This window comes from Micromonospora sp. NPDC047793 (genome assembly GCF_040642635.1).
GTDB lineage: Bacteria > Actinomycetota > Actinomycetes > Mycobacteriales > Micromonosporaceae > Micromonospora.
The window spans coordinates 78,366-97,553 of the sequence record NZ_JBEYSG010000004.1; the positions used below are offsets into that span (position 1 = coordinate 78,366).

13 protein-coding genes are annotated in these 19,188 nt (G+C 70.9%); all 13 read right to left on the reverse strand.

Annotation, left to right across the window (positions count from 1 at the left end):
* Positions 1-20: 20 nt before the first annotated feature.
* The gene (locus ABZ738_RS10535) at positions 21-2,867 is read right to left on the reverse strand and encodes a stealth conserved region 3 domain-containing protein (RefSeq protein ID WP_131052825.1); all 2,847 of its coding nucleotides are present in this window, start codon (positions 2,865-2,867) and stop codon (positions 21-23) included.
* The gene (locus ABZ738_RS10540; protein ID WP_131052824.1) at positions 2,864-3,856 is read right to left on the reverse strand and encodes a hypothetical protein; all 993 of its coding nucleotides are present in this window, start codon (positions 3,854-3,856) and stop codon (positions 2,864-2,866) included. The genes ABZ738_RS10535 and ABZ738_RS10540 overlap by 4 nt, the downstream gene beginning before the upstream one ends.
* A complete protein-coding gene (locus tag ABZ738_RS10545; protein ID WP_236145693.1) occupies positions 3,853-5,658 on the reverse strand; it encodes a stealth family protein in 1,806 nt (601 codons plus the stop codon). The genes ABZ738_RS10540 and ABZ738_RS10545 overlap by 4 nt, the downstream gene beginning before the upstream one ends.
* Positions 5,659-6,026: 368 nt before the next feature.
* Positions 6,027-6,713, reverse strand: coding sequence for a hypothetical protein (locus tag ABZ738_RS10550; protein ID WP_357212354.1), 687 nt, complete (start codon positions 6,711-6,713; stop codon positions 6,027-6,029).
* A gap of 195 nt (positions 6,714-6,908) precedes the next feature.
* A complete protein-coding gene (locus tag ABZ738_RS10555) occupies positions 6,909-7,685 on the reverse strand; it encodes a zf-HC2 domain-containing protein (RefSeq protein WP_131052822.1) in 777 nt (258 codons plus the stop codon).
* Positions 7,682-8,374 carry a sigma-70 family RNA polymerase sigma factor gene (locus tag ABZ738_RS10560; RefSeq protein WP_357212357.1) on the reverse strand — a complete coding sequence of 231 codons (693 nt, stop codon included), beginning with the start codon at positions 8,372-8,374 and terminating at the stop codon, positions 7,682-7,684. The genes ABZ738_RS10555 and ABZ738_RS10560 overlap by 4 nt, the downstream gene beginning before the upstream one ends.
* A gap of 84 nt (positions 8,375-8,458) precedes the next feature.
* On the reverse strand, positions 8,459-9,316 hold the full coding sequence (locus tag ABZ738_RS10565; RefSeq protein ID WP_357212359.1) for a fused MFS/spermidine synthase: 858 nt from the start codon (positions 9,314-9,316) through the stop codon (positions 8,459-8,461).
* Positions 9,316-10,272 (reverse strand): hypothetical protein, encoded by a 957-nt coding sequence (locus ABZ738_RS10570; RefSeq protein ID WP_357212361.1) that lies wholly within the window; start codon positions 10,270-10,272, stop codon positions 9,316-9,318. The genes ABZ738_RS10565 and ABZ738_RS10570 overlap by 1 nt, the downstream gene beginning before the upstream one ends.
* 115 nt (positions 10,273-10,387) lie before the next feature.
* On the reverse strand, positions 10,388-12,862 hold the full coding sequence (locus ABZ738_RS10575; RefSeq protein WP_357212363.1) for an SMC family ATPase: 2,475 nt from the start codon (positions 12,860-12,862) through the stop codon (positions 10,388-10,390).
* Entirely contained in the window at positions 12,862-14,010 is a 1,149-nt protein-coding gene (locus ABZ738_RS10580) for an exonuclease SbcCD subunit D (protein WP_131051780.1), read from the reverse strand. The genes ABZ738_RS10575 and ABZ738_RS10580 overlap by 1 nt, the downstream gene beginning before the upstream one ends.
* Positions 14,011-14,045: 35 nt before the next feature.
* Positions 14,046-15,851, reverse strand: coding sequence for an ATP-binding protein (locus ABZ738_RS10585; RefSeq protein ID WP_236145592.1), 1,806 nt, complete (start codon positions 15,849-15,851; stop codon positions 14,046-14,048).
* A gap of 160 nt (positions 15,852-16,011) precedes the next feature.
* The gene (locus ABZ738_RS10590; RefSeq protein ID WP_357212366.1) at positions 16,012-18,315 is read right to left on the reverse strand and encodes a hypothetical protein; all 2,304 of its coding nucleotides are present in this window, start codon (positions 18,313-18,315) and stop codon (positions 16,012-16,014) included.
* A 56-nt stretch (positions 18,316-18,371) separates the two neighbouring features.
* Positions 18,372-19,118 carry a pyrimidine reductase family protein gene (locus ABZ738_RS10595; RefSeq protein WP_131051778.1) on the reverse strand — a complete coding sequence of 249 codons (747 nt, stop codon included), beginning with the start codon at positions 19,116-19,118 and terminating at the stop codon, positions 18,372-18,374.
* Between the last annotated feature and the right edge of the window lie 70 nt (positions 19,119-19,188).

Consider the following 19,188-nt stretch of genomic DNA (forward strand, 5'->3'; position numbering starts at 1 on the left):
GCGCTCGACGACATGTCGCGCTACGCCGGCCTCAGCGCTCGGTTTCGCGCGCTGCCTCGTTCGAACTGGCTCGCGACAGGGAAGTAGCTCTCGAGGAACCCGGCGACGACTCTGTTCTGCTCGGCCTCGTCGAGGCTGCCGTGATGCGTGTCGTTGAGACAGAATGCGTCGTAACCCCGCGTCACGAGAATCTGTGTCAGTTGCGGGTGCTCCGTCGGGTCACCGGTGTTCACGTAGCTGACCCGGATGTGCCCCTGCACCGAGCGTCCGGTGAGATAGCTGTAGTAGTGGTGGAGGGAGGAAGCAACCGAGACATCGGTGTGGTCACGCAACCGGCTTGCCGCCGTCCGATTCACCTCGTTTGCGAACGCCTTGTCGAGGTCGTACGCGACGCTGCGACGCATCGGGTACGGCGCGTGTAGCAGTCCGTGGGCAAGGGTGGTGCCGAACGTCTGTTGGATGAGTCGCCGGTTGTTCTTGGCCGCACTGAAGTTGAAGTCGTCCTCCGGATTGATGTCGACCATCGGGATGGAGGTCGGCGAGAGGAAGAACTGCGCCAGGCCACTGCTGCGGAAGAACAGTGACGGCGCGACCGAACGTCCCAGAAAGAAGTCGTCGTTGAAGTAGATGAAGTGCTCGGCCAAGCCGTCGATATGGTGCAGTTGCGATTCGATGGCGTGCGAGTTGAAGGTGGGCAGAGCGCCCCGTTGGCCGAACACGTCCCGATGATCGACGATGGTGACCCTTGGATGATCGGCGTCCAGCCACGCCGGTGCCTGCCCGGCCGTGACCAGATAGATGTTGCGCACCCAGGGCGCGTACATGTCGATGGAGCGCAGCGAGTAACGCAGTTCCTCGCGGTCCCGGAACCGCGCGATGTTCTCCGCAGCGTCGACCAGGGGCCGGCCTGACGCCGCGAGGGTGCTGTTCTTGCTCGCCAGCCAGGCGGGGTCAGCGCCGTCGACCCAGGTGTAGACGACGTCGATGGGAAAGTCGACGTCAGAGACCAACCTTCGGGTCAGCGGCTCGATGGTGGGATGCTCCCGGTCGCGGATGATGACCGTCGCTGGCACCATCGCCGCGACCGGCACGGTGTCACCCAGAAGAGTGCGGCGGGTCGCAGTGAGCGAGTCGCCGTCTGCCGTGGGCGTCCAGAATTCGACGTCGCAGCCGACGGCAGGTCCGTAACGAAGGGTCCGGGACGGAGAGACGACCGGTTGAAATACCCGCAGACCGACAGCTTCTACTGCCCGCGCCTCAGCGGCCAGGCAGGCGACCAAGGTCACCCCGGTGACCTTGGCGCCAGCGGCCAGGGTTTCGGCGTAGTAGGGAGCCATGGCGAAGGAGGTCGTCAGGACGCCGAGAGTTACGTCCCGATAGTCGAGCGGAACGACGACACGGTGCCTCACCCCGGAGTCGCGGGCGACCCAGTAAGGGATGTCGTGCTCCTCCAGCACGTCGACCACTGCGGCGAAGTTGGCGTACGCGACCTCAGTGGGAACAAGGTCGTCGCGGACGATGCTCAGCCGACCACCAGTGCGGACCAGCCCGGGGACTGCTTGCTCGATGCGCTGCTCAAGCGTCTCCAGGTCCCGGCCAGTCGTGGTGTGGCCGGACCGAGGGGCGACCGGTGCGAAGCCGGACCCACCGGCTCGCGCCAGCCAGGTCGCGAGTCGGTCGGCGCGAGTCCGTTCGGTGTTGGTGTGCTCGGCCACAAGCTCTGCGAAGAGATCCTCCCAGCGCTGCATGATCGGCTCGATGCGGTAGCGATCGGCGGCGACGAGGGCGTTCGCGCCGAAACGTAGGCGCAGGTCGTCGTCGGCGATGAGCCGGATCAGGGCCTGCGCGAGCTGATCTTCGTCACCAGCGCTGACCAGCAGACCATCCACACCGTGTGTGATGATCTCGGCTGGCCCGGTCTGGATGTCGTAACTCACCGCCGGGACACCTGCGGCGAACGCTTCCAGCAGCACCAGCGGCAGGGCCTCGCCGTCTTGCGAGGACAGCATCGCGATGCTTGCCTTGGACCACTCTTCCGTCATTCGGTCAGTAGCCCCGACGAGTTGCACGTTGTCGTGTAGACCAAGGTCGGCGGCGAGCCGACGCATGTCCGGCAGCAATGGGCCGTCGCCGTAGACGCGTAACGTCCAGTCCGGATGGGCGGCAGCGACCTTCCCGAAGGCACGAATGGCGTGGTCGATCCGCTTCTCCGGCACCATCCGTCCGGCGATGGCTACCACCGGGTTGCGCAGGTCGGACCGAGGTCGAAAACCGTCAGGGATACTGTTGGGGATCACTTCGAGGCGAGGGCAGGACGCGCCGAAGGTGTCGACGAACCAGTCACGAGTCCGATCGGTCAGCACTATCAGGGCGTCCAGCCGTGGGGACATCTGGAACAGCGGTTGGCCGGTCCCGCCGCGTAGCTGTGACGGCCTGTGCTCCTGATGCACGGTCACGACATGAGGTGGCGCCAGGGTCGTCGCCAGCGACATCAACGCGGGTGACGACGAGACCAGTACATCAGAGTTCAGTGACCGCAGCGCGTGCTCGACCTCCAGATCGGCCAGGCGGTTGAACTGCTTCTCCCATGCCTTCGGAACGAGTCGGCTACTGCTGCGGGCAAGAAGGTCGCAGGCGGCATCGTCCAGGGTGGTCGGGCGTTGCGGTCGCGGCGTGGACCCGGTGAGGTCGACCAGGTAACGCCGCCGCACCCGATCGTCCATCCCGAAGAAGCTCGTTGCGCTGGTACGGAACACACTGATCACTTCGACGTCGTGTCGACGCGCCAGGTGGTCGGCCTGCGTCAAGATGGCCCTTTCGGTGCCACCGAGGGCGTCGGCCGTGTTCAGGAGAAAGGTGATCTTCATGTCGCTGTCCTTGTGAAGTGCAGGCAAGCCACGGCCAGGTTGCCGGCTTTGGTGTAGTAGGGCCGATAGCCCACGAAGTGGTGATCACCGATCGCGACGGTGGTCCGGCTGACTCGGAAGACACTGCGTGGATCGCGTAGATCGTGCAGGAAGCGGCCTAGGCGGATCATCCGAGTGGGAGAGGTGCGTACCCACGCCTCCCAGATCACCTCGACCCCTGGCGGACCGGAGACCAGGTCGGCCAGCGGCACCGTGACCTCGAACCGCCCATCGACCGGATCGATCGGGACGATCACGTCCGAGCCGCCACCGCGTGGAGAGAACACCATCGCCGGATGCTCCACCGCGCGCACACCAACGAGACGCGCCTTGATCTGTGCGTCGGTTCGTCCGGTCGCGAGTCGTGTCACCTCGGCCCGAGCCTTGGCCGCTGCCACGTTCAGCTGGGCCAGTCCCTGGTGGCAGCAGGTCGGCTCGTACCGCCATCCGGAGATCGGGTGCGGCGGACTTGGGACCGTTGGTCCGTCGTCCTCCGACGATGTGCCGGTGCTCAGCCCGAACCGCCGTTCACCGAACTCGTCGGAGAGGGAGAGCACGAGCGACCAGACACCTTTGTCGAGCAAGACTTCGTCATTGCCGTTGCCGAAGGAGACCCTTGCGGTCACCGAAACGACGTCGCCCTCTGTACCTACCGTTGCCGAACACGTCGCCGCGACCCGTTCCCCCTGAACGAACAACAGCGCCGCCCGCTCAGGTGCAGGTATGTCGACGGCGGGCACCAACGCGTGCAGATGCAGCGTGCGTCCGTCGAGCACTGCGAGATAGCCGCAGGCGGCCCGAGGGAGATCGGCGACCGGGTCGCGGCGGAGGTGGTTGGCGCGCTGGGTCAGCCGGTCCGCGACCTGGCCCGCCCGGCGTCGGGCGCCGCTGACCACTTGGAGGAGACGCAGCGGTGGCTCGGCCGACCATCGGCGTTGGCTCGAACTCATCCGACCGGCTCCCGGCCGTTGACGGCACTGCCGACCTGATTCTCCTCGCGAAGCTGTCTGATCGGGCTGCTCGTGTGCTCCAGCGGTAGGCTCGACGCGGCGAGCGCGGTCGCGGTGTGGCGTGAGCGCTTCGCCTCGACGTCGGCGGGAAGCTCGAACGGCGCCCGGAACGGGAAGTACGCCGAGAGGAACTCCGTGAGCATCGCGTGCTGCTCGGTGACCGAGACCGTTCCCGAGTCGGTGTCGTTCAAGCAGAAGGCGTCGCGGTCGCGGCGCGCGAGGAGCCTTGCCAACTGAACCGGTGTGGACGGACTGGCCAGATCGGTGTAGGCGTACGAAATGGAACCAGGGGCCGCCTTGCCCGAAAAGTACGACCAGTAGTGCTGCAGGGACGATGGGATGGACAGGTCGGCCGGGTGTCGGAACTGGTGCCCGGCTGTCGCGATCACTTCGTCGGTGAGATGCCGCTCGATGTCCTCCAGCACACTCTTACGCAGGGGGTAAGGCACGTGGCGCATCTTCTGGGTGATCGTACGTCCGAAGATCTCTTGGATGTGCCGCCGGTTGTTCTTTCCGGCAGCGGTGACCGGGGCGTCGTGGACGGTCGCCGGTCCGACATCGAGCTGGGCCGGTGAGGGGAAGAACTTTGCCAGACCGTTGGCATGGAAGAACTTGGTCGGCAACAGGGGACGGCCGAAGAACATGTCGTCGTTGATGTAGATGAAGTGCTCACTGAGTCCCTCGATGCGGTGCAGCCGGGACTCGATGGCGTGCGAGTTGAAGGTGGGCAGCTCACCGGTGTCGCGGAAGATGTCGCGGTGCCGTACCACCTTGATCATCGGGTGGGCCACGTCCAGCCACGGCGGGATCTGGTCGTCTGTCACCAGATAGATCATTCGGATCCACGGCATGAAGCTCACCACCGAACGCAATGAGTGGCGAAGCTCGTCCCGGCTGACGTAACGAGACGAATGGGCCGCGACATCGCTGATCTCGGTCTTGGCCTGATCACGCAGAGCCTGGGTCTTGCGCTGGAGCCAGTCGGCGTCGTTGCCGTCCACCCAGGTGTAGACGGCGTCTATCGGGAAGGTGACGTGTTCGTGGCCGAGATCCGCGAACTCCGTCCGGCTCTGGTACCGGGCCGGAGCGTCCCTGTCGGGGGCCAGCCGAGTCAGCCGTGAGGCCGGCACTCGGACCGATTGGCCCTGCGCTGGCAGGGTAGTGGCGACCTGGTTGCCGCGCGGCGCGACGATCTCGGTGATCGGTCGATCGCTGGGCGTCATGACCGTCCAGAACTCGACCTCGGAAGCGAAGCTCCTGCCGAAGACCGTCGTTCCGGTCGCGTTGGATACTGCGTGGAAGACTTGGACGATCCCGTCACGCTGCTTGGTGCTGACACGCTTCCCTACCGCGTTGACCACACGCACCGTCACCTCAGGTCGGCGGGCGAGTTGCTGGAGCACCCGGAGTGCCGCTCCCTTGCGGGCCAGTGGCACCGCGACCGCGCTGCGCATGTCGTCGGTGTGGCGGACGCAGAAGTGCTCGATCCCTGCCTGGTCGAGCGTTTGCGTGACCAGGTCGAGGTTTCGCTGCCAGAGCGCGAGTGGAGTCACCTGATCAACCACCTGGGCGCCCACCCGGATGCCCCGGTCGCGGACACGGTGTACTCCACCGATCGGCGTCTTAGCCCGTCGTGGCGCGAGTCGGGTGAGCCTGCGGACCAGCCAGAGTTGACGCTGCGGAGGAAGAAGTTGGACCAGCCGAAGTCGATAGCGTTTGGGCACTACCCGGTAGAAGCGCATGGCGGGCATCATCGCTTCACTTCTGTTATGGCCGATTTGAACGAACCACGATGCCGGAGAATGGCAGCAGACAAGCCGAGATCCCCACGTTATCTCCCCGGTCGATGCCGGAGAATCCCCGATAGCTTCGTCGACTCCCGGAGCGGCTGGTCGGCCCGTTGCGCGTGGCCGACGCCCGGGCGCGCGACGTGTCGCAATGTATCAGCCCGACAGGGCGGGCAGGTACGTGCTGTTCGGCTACGTGCTACCGGCTGTTCGGCTCAATCGGAACATTGCTGAGGAAAGGAATATCGCAGACTTGCCTGAGAGACGACCGTGGCCGGCCGCGCCCGTAACGGGCTGCGACCGGCCACCGGTGACGGATCGGATCAGTAGTCCGAGCCGCTGTCCGACTTGGTCTTCGAGGGCGGGGAGACCGCCTTCGGGGTGCCCTTCGGCAGGCACTCCAGGTTCTTGCTGCCGTCCGGGTTCACCACGAACCAGGTACCGCCGACGCCCTGGCCCTTCCACTGGCCGGGCTTCTTGTCACCGATGTAGGTGTAGAGCGGCCAGCCGTCGAGCGTGATCTGACGGGTGCCGTCGGGGCGGGTGATGGTGCCCACCGCGTCGTCCGAGACGCCCTTGAGCTTCGGGTTGCCGTCGGTCAGCGCGGCCGGCCACACCTCGATGCACTGGCCCTCGCAGTTGCTGGCCGGCGGGTCGTTGGTGTCGTTGTCGAAGCGGTACAGGAGGAATCCGTCCTGGTTGACGACCGCGCTGCCCATCCGGGGGAACTTCTTGCCGGTGAGGCTCTCGGTCAGCTCGACGCCGTCGGGCAGGGGAACGTCGTTCGCCTCCTCGGCGCCGGGTGATGCCGAGGCACCCGGGGTGGCGCTCGCCTCCGGGTTCGCGCTGACCTCCGGGTCGGCGGTCACGGTGGGCTCGGCCGCGGCAACGGCGACCGGCTCGACCGCGCCGGCGTTCGTCCCGTCGTAGCCTGCGGGAGCGCAAGCCGTAAGTACGACCATGGCGCCCACGGCGCTCACAGCGATGACGGTCCGCTTGATCTGTGCCACGTGCCCTCCTCATGCTTGACAGTCACCGGGATATACGGGGACGACAGTGTCAAGGTTGAATGCGAAACGGTGGCTCATTTCACAGCGGACCGTTGAACCGGACGGCCCGAACCTGCGTATGAGTGCGTATCCGCAGACCAGCGCCATGAAGGCCCGCCTCCGAACGGAGACGGGCCTTCACTCACGCGGTACGGATCAGGGGGCGGGCACGGTCAGCAGCGACCGGGCGGTGCCCCTGCCGTTCACCTCCTGCACCTCGACGTGCTTGATGTCCTCCATCTGCACCGACGTGGTCGCGGAAAGGGCGGCCCGGGTCGGGTTGCTGTTGGTGCCGTACCCGGACGTCGGCACCGTCCAGGTGGAGACGACCTCGGTGCTGTTGTCCTTCTTGACCACGACCAGACGGCAGGTGCGCGGACCGGGCAGCCGGCCCAGGCTGAAGTCCATCTTGGTGCCGAAGTCCTTGCCGATGAGCCAGAACGTGCCCTCGACACCAGTGCTCGGGTCGGTGACGTCGACCTGCTCGCCCTCCTGCTCGTTGCCGCCGACGCCGGGGCCCGGGTTACCGGTGCCGCCGCCCGACGGGTCGAACGGGGCGCTGCTCGGCCCCCCGGCGATGGGCGGCGCGCTGTTGTCACCGGCCAGGTTGCTGAACACCACGCCGGTCAGGCCGCCGAACACCACCACGGCCGCCGCAGTCGCCAGGATCTGCCGGAACCGGGCCTTGCGCCGGTGGCTGCGCAACGCCACGAGCGTACGGTCCAGCAGGACCGGATCGGAGTGTGTCTGCTCCAGCGCCGTCACCGACTCCTCGTCGATGTCGGAGAGCAGCCCGACCACCGGCACCATCGATTCCAGTTCGGCGGCGCAGGCCCAGCAGGTCGCGAGGTGTTCCTCGAACCGCTCCATGTCCTGTTCGTCCAGTACGCCGAGCGCGTACGCGGCGACGTCCATGTGGTCTACCCGGCTCATTCCGTCACCCCCCGTTCCTGTAGAGCTGTGCGCAGCGCGCGCAGTGCGTAGTAGACCCGCGACTTCGCGGTGCCCAACGGCAGCCCGAGTTCCTCGGCCGCCTCCGGCACCGTCCGGCCCCGGAAGTACGTCGCCACCAGGATCTCCCGGTGCGATTGACTCAACGTCCGCAACGCGTCCGCCACCGTCATCGAGCGCAACACCCGATCGCTGCTGTCCGACTCGGCGAAGGCGGTCAGGTCCCGGTCGTACGTCTCGGCCGGCCGGGCCTGCTCGCTGCGGTGCTCGTCGATGGCGATCCGGCGGGCCACCGTCACCAGCCAGGGCCGAAGCGATCCCTGTCCCTGCGTGCCCAACCGGTGCGCGTTGCGCCAGGCCCGCAGCAACGTCTCCTGGACGATGTCCTCCGCCCGCTGCCGATCCCCACCGGTCAGCCGCATCACGAACATCAGCAGCGGGCCGGCGTGTTCGGCGTAGAGCGTGCGGATCAACTGGTCGGAGTGGGCGGCCTCGGTCGTCGTGGCCTGGTGTCGGCCAGGGGCAGGTCGCGGCGTCACCGGGCTATTCTGGCGAGACGTCGCGCGGGAGTCGACCCCACGGTCGGACGTGGTCGGCCGCGACTGGGACCGAGCGGACATCCAGTCCACCCGCACCCGGTCGCCCTGCCAACCGACCGCCAGTGCATGCATGCAGACCTCCGGATGTCCATGGACAGAAAGCCGTCCCCCCACGGGCATGGCTGCCGAGTAGTACGGAGGGCCTCGCCGAACGGATCAACGGCGGACGGAAAAAATCCCCGGTGGGGGTGGTGTGGAGTCGCTGGCGTCGCTGTCGCGTACCGCCGGGACGCCTCCGACGAACCGGTCCAGGTCCGCGCCGGCAAGCACCCGGCCCGGGAACCAGTCGCCGGCGGCCCGCCGCGTCAGCGCCGCCACCGGCGGATCCTGACGGCCGGCGACCAGCACCAGGTTGCCGTAGCGCCGCCCGCGCAGCACCCCGGCGTCGGCCACCAGGCAGGCCCGGGGCAGCAGTTCCCGGACGGTCGCGACCTGTCCACGGGCGTACCGCAGCGGCGGGCCGTCGGCCAGGTTCGCCAGGTACCAACCGCCGGGCCGGAGCACCCGGGCCACCTCGGCGGCGTACTCGACCGAGGTCAGCCGGGCCGGTGTCCGGGAACCGGCGAAGACGTCCGCGACGATCACGTCGTAACCGGCGTCCCGCCCGGCGGCCAGCACCGCCCGCGCGTCGTCCACCCGGACCTTCACCCGCGCATCGGGTCGCCAGGGCAGCTCCCGGCGGACCAGCTCGACCAGCGCACCGTCCACCTCGACGACCCGCTGCACCGAGCCGGGGCGGGTGGCGGCGACGTACCTCGGCAGGGTGAGCGCACCGCCACCCAGGTGCAGCACCCGCAGTGGCGCGCCGGCGGGTGCGACCAGGTCGATCGCGGCGGCCAGCCGGCGGACGTACTCGAACTCCAGGTGGGTCGGGTCGGTCAGGTCCACATGCGACTGCGGGGCGCCGTCCAGCAGCAGCGTCCACGACCCGGGCCGGTCCGGGTCGGGTGCCAGCTCGGCCTGCCCGGTGTCGACCTGCGCGGTGATCCGGTCGGCGTCGCGCCGCCGACCCATCAGCGACCCCTCCGGGCGGCGGCGGTCAACGCGCGGTGCAACAGCCGGGAGTCGCCCAACCGGGAGCGCAGCAGCCGTTCCAGCCCGGCGATCGGCACCAGGTTCTGCGGGGCGCGGGGGTCCTTGTAGGGAGTGGAGGCGAACCGGGGCAGGGTGACCAGCGACAGGTCGGCCAGCCGCACCACCTCGGCGATCTCCAGGTCCGCCGAGCACTCCAGCCGGACGATCCCGGCCCAGGGCGCACCGGCGGCCACCGGCAGCCGGACGTACCACGCCCAGCCGCCCCACGCGGTGCCCAGACGGAACACCGGGGAGCGGTGCCCGGCGGCGAGCCCGGTGACCACCGCGGTGAGCCGGGCGTCGAGATACTGGCTGTGCTGGGTCTTGATGTAACCGAGGGTGCGCGGCAACTGCCGCCGGTTGCGCAGCGGTCCGTCCACCACCAGCAGGTCGTCGTCGGTACGCGCGGCGGACGAGACCTCCACCTCCAGCGCGGTCAGCGGCCCCTGCACGGCGGCCGGCAGCTTGGCCAGCTCCCCGGTGCCGCTGACCCGGTGCACCGGATAGCGGACGGTGCCGGCGACCACGTCGGCGGCGGACGGGCTGGCCGTGAAGAGTCCCCGGCCCACCTTGGCGCCGGCCAGCTGGGCCGCACCCCGCTCCAGGTCGCACCGGACCACCCCGGCGGCGTACGACGCGGCCAGGCCCGGGAACGAGGTGCCGTCCTCCTCCGCCGTCCAGACGCTGGCGTCGATCCGGCGTACCCCGTCGACCAGCAGCACCACGTCCGGGGCGCGGACCCCGGGCCGGGGGCCGATCGCCCGCCAGTCCACCACCGGCAGTTCGTGGTCCGCCTCCACCTGGGCGCTGCTCGGCGCGGCCGGTCCGGCCGACGCCTCGAACGAGGCCCCGTAGGCCGGATCCCACGCGTCGACGAAGAACCGTCCCGCGCTCACGGGACGAACCTTTCGTTCGCGACTGCGGGGCTCCGCTGCGCTGCACTCCTCGCGCTCACGGGGTCACGCCTTTCGTTCGCGACTGCGGGGCTCCGCTGCGCTGCACTCCTCGCGCTCACCGGCCGGTCCGTTCGATGCGGGCCGAGCGGGCGTCCTTACGGACCTCGAAGCGGACCGGGATGCGTTCCGCCAGGGCCGGCACGTGGGTCACCACGCCGACCATCCGGTCACCCCGGGCGGCCAGGTTCTCCAGGGTGGCGGCGACCGTGTCGAGGGTGGCCGCGTCGAGGGTGCCGAAGCCCTCGTCCAGCACGATCGACTCCAGGCTGGCCGCCGTGGTGGACATCCCGGCCAACTGCTCGGAGAGCGCCAGCGCCAGGGCCAGGGACGCCTGGAACGTCTCACCGCCGGAGAGGGTACGCACACCCCGGCGCAGCCCGGCGTCGTAGTGGTCGACGACGAAGAACTCACCCTTGTCGTGGACCAGGTCGTACTGCCCGCCGGAGAGTTCCCGCAGGATCCCCGAGGCGCCGTCGACCAGCAGGTCCAGTGCCTCGGCCAGCAGCCACCGCTCGAAGTTGTTGGCGCGCAGGTGCCCGGCCAGCGCCCGCGCCACCTGCGCCTGGCGTTCGTGCTCGGCCCGCTGGGCGCGCAGCTCCTCGGCCTGGGTGCGGCGTTCGGTCAGCCGGCGCAGGTCGGCCTCGGCCCGTTCCACGGCGACCGTGGCGGCGCGTACCGGATCGTCGGAAGCGGGCAGACCGGCGGCGGTGAAGATGCCCGCGATCCGGGCCGCGACCTCGGTGGCCACCGCCTCGGCCGCAGCGACCGACTGCGCCGAACCGGCCCGCTGCGTCCGGCGCTGCCGCACCTGCTCGTCGGCCCACTCCGACAGCGTCGTCCACGCGGCGGCGACGTCGTCCCGGTCGGCCGCCGGTGGCCCGAACCGGGCCACTCCGTCGCGTACCCCGTCGAAACGCCGCCACGCCGACCGTAGGCGCTCCTGTGCCGCGTCCAGCGTGCCCCGGGCCCGCCGGGCGGTGTCCCGACCGGCCCGCACCCCCGCCGCCGCCTCGTCGAGTGCCTGCCGCAGCCGCGCGTGCTCGGCCACCGTCGCCCGCAGCGCCTCGGCGGTGGCCGCCCCGGCCAGCCGTTCGTCCACCTCGGTGAGGCGGGTCCGCAAGCCGTCCTGCTCGGCGCGGGCCCGCAACAGCACCCGTTCCAGGTCCCGGGCGGCCGAGTCGCGCTCGGCCAGCAGCCGCTTGGCCGCCTCGCTGGCCGCCCGCGCCGCCTTGCCGGCCGCGACCGCCTGCGCCACCGCCGAACCGGCGGGCATCGCCGGCACCTGGGCGACGGTCTGCTCGCAGACCGGGCAGGAGTCGCCGTCGCTCAGGTGCGCCCGCAACGCCGCCGCCTGGTCGGCCGCCTTCGCGTCCTCGTGGGCCTGGAACGCCGCCGCCAACTCCGCCTCGGCCCGGTCGGTCGCCGCCCGCGCCTCGGCCAGCGCGCCGGCCGCCGCCTCGTGCTCGGCACCGGCGGTCCGCACCACGGCGCGTACCTGCTCCGCCTCGGCGGCGAGCCGGTCCCGGTCGGCGTACGCGCGCAGCAGCATCCGCAGCGCGCTCTCGTCACCGGCGGCGGCCAACTCCCCGCGCAGCTTCTCCTCACGCTCCTCGGCCAGCGACACCGCGCCCGCCGCCGCGTCCGCCTCGGACCGCGCGGCGTCCACCGCCCGGGCCACCTCGGCCACCCCGTCCGGCGCCCGGACCTCGCCCAGCACGGTCAACTCGGCGTCCAGCGCCGCCAGCGCCGACCCGGCCTCGCGCACCGTCGCCCGCGCCGCGTCCAGCTCCGGTACGGCTGCCGCCACCGCCTCCGCCAACTCCCGCATCCGGCCAACATGGTCGGTGACCTGCGCCAACGTGGCGTCGTCGGCGTCGGCGAGCCCGGCCAGCAGTTGGTCGACCGTCTCCAGTCTGGCCTCGGCCTGCCCGGCGCGGGCGGTGGCCCGCTGCTGCACCTGCTCGTAGACGCCGAGACCGAGCAGGTTGACCAGGATCTGCTGCCGGGTCGCGGGACGGGCGTGCAGGAAGTCGGCGAACTGCCCCTGTGGCAGCACCACGCAACTGGTGAACTGCTCGTACGGCAGACCCACCGCCTCCAGCACGGCGGTCTCCATCTCGGCCGGCGTACCGGCGACCACCTCGCCCAGGTCCTCCGGGCTGAGCCCGGTGTCCAGCTTGGTGACGTCGAAACCGTCGGGCATCAGTTGCAGACCGGCGTTCGCGGTCTTGGCGTTGCCCCGGCTGTCCCGGCGCACCACCCGGGTGGCCACGTAGCGGGCCCCGCCGGACTCGAAGACCAGCCGGACCCGCGCCTCGGTCGACGACGGGGCCAGCGCGTTGCCGAGCCCGCGCGCGCCACCCCAACGCGGCACCGTGCCGTAAAGCGCGAAGCAGATCGCGTCGAGCACCGTCGACTTGCCCGAACCGGTCGGCCCGACCAGGGCGAAGAAGTCGGCGTCGGTGAAGTCGACGGTGGTCTCGTCCCGGAAGACGGTGAAGCCCGCCATGTCCAGCCGCATCGGCCGCATCAGTGCTCGACCTCCTCGATCAGCTCGTCGAAGAGTTCCCGGACTCCGTCGTCGGCGTGCCCCCGGTTGTCCAGGTAGTCGGCGAAGAGTTGGCGGGGCGACCGGCCGGCCCGCTGGGCGACCCGGGTGCCGCTGCCCGGCGCGGGCACCAGCTCCGGATCGATGCGGATCTCCAACGCGCGGGGGAGCAGCTCCTGCACGTCCTCCCGCAGCCCGGCCCGGGGCTGCTCGCGGACGTACACCCGCAGCCAGCCCTCCGGCGCGGTGATCTCGGCGAGCTGGGCCAGCGTGCCGCGTACCGTGTGCAGCGCCGTCGCCTCCGCGACCGGCACCTCCCGGACCCGTGCCGCCGTCGTGGCGGTCACCTCGACCAGGGTCACCGACGGGACGTTCTCCTGCTCGCCGAAGTCCACCGCCAGCGGGGCGCCGCTGTAGCGGATCGGGCACGGCCCCTGCACCCGCTGGGCGCGGTGCAGGTGCCCCAACGCGACGTAGTGGGCGGTGCCGGGGAAGACCGTGGCGGGCACGGCGTACCCGAGCACGGTGTGCGCGTCCCGCTCACCGCCACCGGTGCTCGCGCCCACCACGGTCAGGTGCGCGGTGACCAGGTGCACCCGGTCCGGCTCGTCGAAACCCTCGGTGAGCCGGGTGAGGATGCGGCCCAGGTGGTCGGCGTACGTCTGGTTGGTCTCGGCGGCGGTCAACTCGTACATCTCCACCGCGCGGATCGCGTACCGCTGGGACAGGAACGGCAGCGCGGCCAGCCGCCAGCGTTCCCCGTCGGCGGTGGTGCCGTCCACGACGTGCTCGGCCGGATCCTCGCGGACCGCACCGCGCAAGGTGATGCCGGCGGCCTCGGCCCACGGGCGCAGCGCGTCCAGCGCCGCGCCGTTGTCGTGGTTGCCGCCGATGGCCACCACGTCGGCGCCGGTGCGGCGCAGCGCGGTCAACGCGCGGGTGACCAGGCGGGTCGCCTCCGCCGTCGGCGCGGCGGTGTCGTAGAGGTCGCCGGCGATGACGACCAGGTCGGGCCGCTCTTGGCGGGCGATGTCGATGACACCGGCCAGCACCTGCTTGTGCTCCTCGGCCCGGGACTGCCCCTTGAGGACCTTGCCCACGTGCCAGTCCGAGGTGTGCAGGATCTTCACGGGTAGCCCTCTCCTCGTGGCGAAGACGATGTCGTCTAGAAGGGGATGTCGTCGTCGGCGCTGCCGCCGCCGGAACCCACCACGGCGAACGGGTCGGCGGACTGGGTGATCGAGCGCAACGTCTGCGACGGTGCCGCACCGGCCTCGGAGACCCGGGTCGCCCAGGCCGGGAACGGGAACTCCAGGCAGAGCGGCACCGGGATGTCGGGCTGGTTGACGAACATCGTGCCGGGTTTGGCCAGCAGCGCCCGCTGCCGTTGCGCCGGGGGCAGGAAACCGTACTCGGGGCGGGACGCCTCGGCCGGGTCGAGCCGTCCGACCACCCGGATCGCCGAGTTGGTGACGATGCGCCGCTCCACCTCGCTGGCGGTCTGCTGCGCGCCGATCAGGATCACCCCGAGCGAGCGGCCCCGCTCGGCGATGTCCAGCAACACCTCCTTGATGGGGGAGGAGCCCTCGCGGGGGGCGTACTTGTTCAACTCGTCGAGCACCACGAAGAGCAGCGGCTTGGCGCCCTGCTTCTCCTTGTTGTCGAACTCGGTCTTCAGGGTCACGCCGACCACGAAGCGCTGCGCGCGATCCGGCAGGTTGTGCAGGTCGACGACGGTGACCTGGGCCGACTCGGCGGTGTTGATCGAGTGTGGGCGGCGGGTCGCCAGGTCGCCCCGGATCAACCGGGACAGGTCCTTCTTGCTGCCGATCAGCCGCCGGGCGAAGGCGTTCACGGTGCCCAGGCCGACCGCGCTGCCCGCCCAGTCGCTGCGGGTCTCGTCGTCGCTGAGCTGCTCGACGATGTGGTCGACCAGGTCGGCGTACGTGCCCAGGCGCACCCCGTCGACGCTGACCCCGCCGTCGGCGGGCTGGGCGTAGCGGGCCAGGTGCGCGGCGACCGAGTGCACCACCATCGTGTACTGCTGCCGCTCGTCGTCGGCGTCGGCGAAGACGTACGGCAGCAGGCGCTTCTCGCAGAACTCGGTCAGCGTCCAGTAGAAGCTGTCCACCCCGGTCAGGCGGTTGTGTACGTCGGGCGTGCCGGAGGAGTCGCCGACCCTGGGTGGGGCGTACACCCGGACGTCCGGGAAGGCGTCGGCGACCAGGCCGAGCCGGGCGTACGCGGCCCGGGTGGGATCGTCCAGCCGGGCGTTCGGGTGGTCGAGGAAGAGCAGGTCCTCGCCCTTGACGTTGAAGATCAGCGCCTTGGCGTTGACCGCGTCCCCGCCGAGCTGGCCGGAGCGGAACACCGAGTAGAGCAGGAAGGTGGCGAAGCTGGTCTTGGTGGCCACCCCGGAGATGCCGGAGATCGACACGTGGGCGCCACGGGTGCCGTCGAGGAAGTCGGCGTTGAGGTAGACCGGCACCCCGTCGCGCCCGGTGCCCATCGGGACGCGTCGCTCCATCCGGTCGAAGTGCAGCGCCCGGGCGCGCGCGTCCCCCTCGGCCCGGTGCACCACCGCGCCCGGGTGCGGCGGCACGTAGAACTCCGGGTCCACCCGGGTGGTGGTGATCTCCGCTGCCTCCTGCACCTGCGCCGGCAGCGTGCCGTCGGCGATGGCGAACACGTCGGAGTCGAACTGTGCGCCCTCGTGCCGCGCACGGACCTGGGTGACCACCCCGGCGATGGTCACCGGCTCGCGGTCCGGCAGCTCCCGCCGGGTCACCACCACGTCGTCGAGCTGGAGGTAACTGCCGGGGGCGACCGCCGTCCAGAACTGCAGCGGCGTGGCGTCGGCGGTGCCGAGCACCCGACCGACCCCCTCACCCGGGCCGTCGAGCCCGCCCGGGTCGACCCCCTCGCGCGGGCCGTCGAGCTCGCCCGGGCGGTGGATCCCCTGGTCAGTCATCAGACGGCTCCGGTCGGCTGGTCGTCGCGGTCGGCACACACGCCCTGCATCCTGCCGGAGGAGTACGACAGGCCGCCACGCGACGCGGCGGAGACCACGCCCCGGCCACCCGCCGGGCGCGTACGGCGACCGACCGTGGACCCTGCGTGCCGGTGGCCGCCTACCGGTGTCGTCGTGGCGGCTGCCCGGTCGGGTCGAGCCGCCCGGCCAGCTCGTGCACGGCCGCCTCGTACCCCCGGTCGGTGTGGTATGGCCAGTGCTGGTCGATCGGGGGCGGGACGGTGTCGTCCGGGTCGACGACGACCGCGCGGGGATCGCGGAGCCGACGGTCGACCGTACCGGCCGGCCCCGACACGCGTGGACGCTCGCCCGGGTGGTGCGCGGAGAAGATCGGCCCGCCCACCGGGTCGGTGTCGCGCCACAGGTTCACCCACCGCCAGCCGATCCGGTCGCCCAGCTCGTGCAGGGTCGCGTCGCCGAGGAAGGCGGGGAAGAGGCGGGCGTAGAGCCGGTGCAGCGGGCTGCCGTGGGTCAGCAACGCCACCCGCTGCCGTACCGAGTCCGGCAACTGGAGCAGCGTGGCGGCGGCGAGGACGGAGCCGTGACTGTGCCCGGAGAGCACCACGTCGCCCCGGGCGGTCAGTGCGGTGACCCGCTTGGCCAGCTCCGGCACGGCCCGCTCGGCGTAACAGGGCGGCGCGAACGGATGCACCGTACGCGGCCAGAACGTGCCCAGGTCCCAGATCACCGCCACCGTGCGCCGGGTCTCCTCGGACCGGTACGAGAGCACCCCGAGCACCAGGATGCCGAGGCCGACCAGCCCGATCACGTACATCCCGACGTCGGTGGCGATGGCCAGGTTCGTGGTCGCCGTGCCGTCGGTGTGGATCATCCGTCGGCTCAGGTCCGACGGTCCGATGCCGATCAGGTCGAGCCCCACCGCGGCCACGCCGATCAGCGAGAGCACCAGGAAGACGATGAAGGCCGGGGTGAGCTGCTCGGCGATCGCGGCCCGGGCGACCACCTCGCGGACGGCCCGGCGTCGGTTCACGGCCTCCGGCGGCACGTCGGGGAAGTCCCGCCGCACGACCTCCTCGGCCATCCGACGTCGTCGGCGTCGGCTGCTCAGCACCCGCCACATGGTCGTGGCGGCCACCACCACGATCGCCACCAGGCCGGCGAGCGCGGCCCACCGGTAGGAGACGGGTGGTTCCAGCGGTGGTGCGCCGGGCAGGTTCGGCCGGGCCGGGTTCGGGATCTCGCCCCGGTCCAGGAAGTCGGCGACCCGGTAGACCAGGGCGGCGGAGAACCCGTACGCGGCGGCGATCGCCGCCGCGGCGAGCACCGGCGCGGCCAGCCCGCTCAACCAGGACGTGCCCTTCCCCGCGCCGTGTCGTCGCTGGTGCAGCGTGGCGGCGGTGAGAACGGCCAGCAGGGCGGCCTGGACCGCGACCAAGGCGGCCACCGCCCCTTCGTAACCGGGCAACTGCTCACGGGGCGGGGGCGGCTCCAACGGGATCACGGTGTAGATCAGCGCCAGCACGGTGAGCCCGGTGGCCACGACCCGCACCGGGCGGATGCCCCGGAAGTCCACCGGTCCCCGGCCCTGCCCGTCGCCGACCCGGCGAGCGGGCATCGTGAGCAATACCACGCAGGCCGCGAGCAGCAACCAGGCCGCCACGAACAGCACGTACGCGATCGGGGTGGGAAAGATGTTGATCTGTGCGCCGAGCAGGATGACGTCAAGGGTGCCCAGCCCGACCGCCCGGTGGATGGCGCGCAGCCGCTGCACCACGAGCGCGTCGTTCCAGAAACCCGGACTGTCGATCCGGTCCTCCCCGTCGCCGCCCCGGTCCTGGCCGCGTGCGGCCGGGAACGCCTCGAAGACCCGGGCGGACCGCTCGCCGAGCCACCAGAGCAGCCGCAGCGCACCGATCGGGACCAGCGCGAGCAGCGCCAGGCGCGGTCCCAGCGGCAGGTACGACAGCCAGGACAGGTACGGGCGGTTCCGCACGCAGGGTTCGTAGGGCGTGCACTGCCAGCCGACGATGTCCACGGTCACGCCGACGATGGAGAGAACGAACGCGACCGTCAGGGTGGCGGCGAGCAGACGGCAGAGCGGACCGATGGGGCTGCCGCTGCCGCCGGTCGGCGGCCGGGCCCACACCGCCAGGTTGACCAGCATGAAGGGCAGCAGAAAGAGCAGCGACAGGGTACGCACCGCGCCGCCCGCGGTGAGCGCACCCCAGCGGTACGCCTCCACGTGCATCCCGCCCGGCCGGTCGCTGATCCCGAAGCCGGGGCGGGGGCGGTAGAACCCGGCGTTCGTGTCTCCGGCGACCCGGATCACCACGGGATGGTCGAGCAGCGACTCGGCGGAGGTGCCGGAGACACCGTGCACCCGTAGCTCGACCACCTCGTGTGCCAACGCCCCGCCTCCCGGCAGTTGCCGATCCGGGTTCACGGTAGTGAGCCGACCTGCGGCTACGTGGCGGATTACGGCAACTCGCCCCGGTGGCGTCAGCCTCGGGCGTAGCGCAGCAGCAGGGTGCCGTCGGCGGCGTGCAGCACGTGCCGCAGTGGCAGGTGTCGGGCGGGACTCGGGTCACCGGCGGTGATCCGACCCGCGCCCGCGCCCGCGAGCAGTGGGGCGACCGACAGGCAGACCTCGTCGACCAGGTCGTCGGCGGTGAGCGCGCCGAACAGGTGCGGGCCGCCCTCACAGAGCACCTGGTCGAGCCCGCGTCGGCGCATCTCGGCGAGGCCGGCGACGAGGTCGACCCGGTCGTCGCCGCAGGGCACCACGTCGGCCACGGTGGACAGCCCGGTCGGTGGGACGGCGTCGGACCGGGTGAGCACCAGGGGGCGTACCGGGGCGTCGGCGAAGGCGGCCTGCTCCGGGTCGAGTCGTCCGCTGGCGGAGACCACCACCAGGGTCGGGTACTCGGTCAGCCCGTGCCTCCGCCGCCAGGCACGACGGCGTTCGTCGAGCCGGATCGCCCGGTAGCCCTCGTGGCGCAGCGTGCCGGCGGCCACCAGCAGCGCGTCGCAGAGCATCCGCAGCAGCCCGAACACCCGCTTGTCGGGCTCACCGGAGAGCCCGGCGGAGTAGTCGTCGAGGCTGACCGCGCCGTCGACACTGGTCACGAAGTTCATCCGCAGGTGCGGTCGGTCGGCACGCCGGTAGAGGGCGGTCAGCGCGTCGTCGTCGACCGGCCCGGGTGACGGCTCGGGCCAGAGTGCGTGGATCGGAAGTCCGACGGTCATTCGCCGGCCGGACCGGTGACCGGAGGGGTGGGGCGAGGGGTACGGTGCTGGCAGTCGCACCAGTTACGGC